The sequence below is a fragment of the Pseudomonas sp. BP11-1-1 genome, assembly GCF_052112105.1.
GTDB classification, from domain to species: domain Bacteria; phylum Pseudomonadota; class Gammaproteobacteria; order Pseudomonadales; family Pseudomonadaceae; genus Aquipseudomonas; species Aquipseudomonas alvandae.
Window position 1 is genome coordinate 1 of sequence record NZ_JAUTYU010000058.1, and the last position, 290, is coordinate 290.

The window sequence follows — 290 nt, forward strand, 5'->3', positions numbered from 1 at the left end:
TAACCTGTACTAATTGCCCGTGAGGCTTGACCATATAACACCCAAGCAATCTGTAGACTCGAAAGAGGCCAGATTGCGGTGTGTGAAGACGAGATGAACCGAAAGTTCGAAATTCACCAAGCACCGACAGCTGTCACATACCCAATTTGCTGAAGCGAGGCTTTGAGGCCACGACTCAGTACCCGAATTTCTTGACGACCATAGAGCATTGGAACCACCTGATCCCATCCCGAACTCAGCAGTGAAACGATGCATCGCCGATGGTAGTGTGGGGTTTCCCCATGTGAGAG

The 290-nt window shown here is 50.3% G+C and carries 1 rRNA gene; it reads left to right on the forward strand.

What is annotated here, in order from left to right:
• Window positions 1-190 precede the first annotated feature (190 nt).
• Window positions 191-290, forward strand: a 5S ribosomal RNA gene (rrf, locus tag Q7C33_RS28990); the annotation flags it as partial.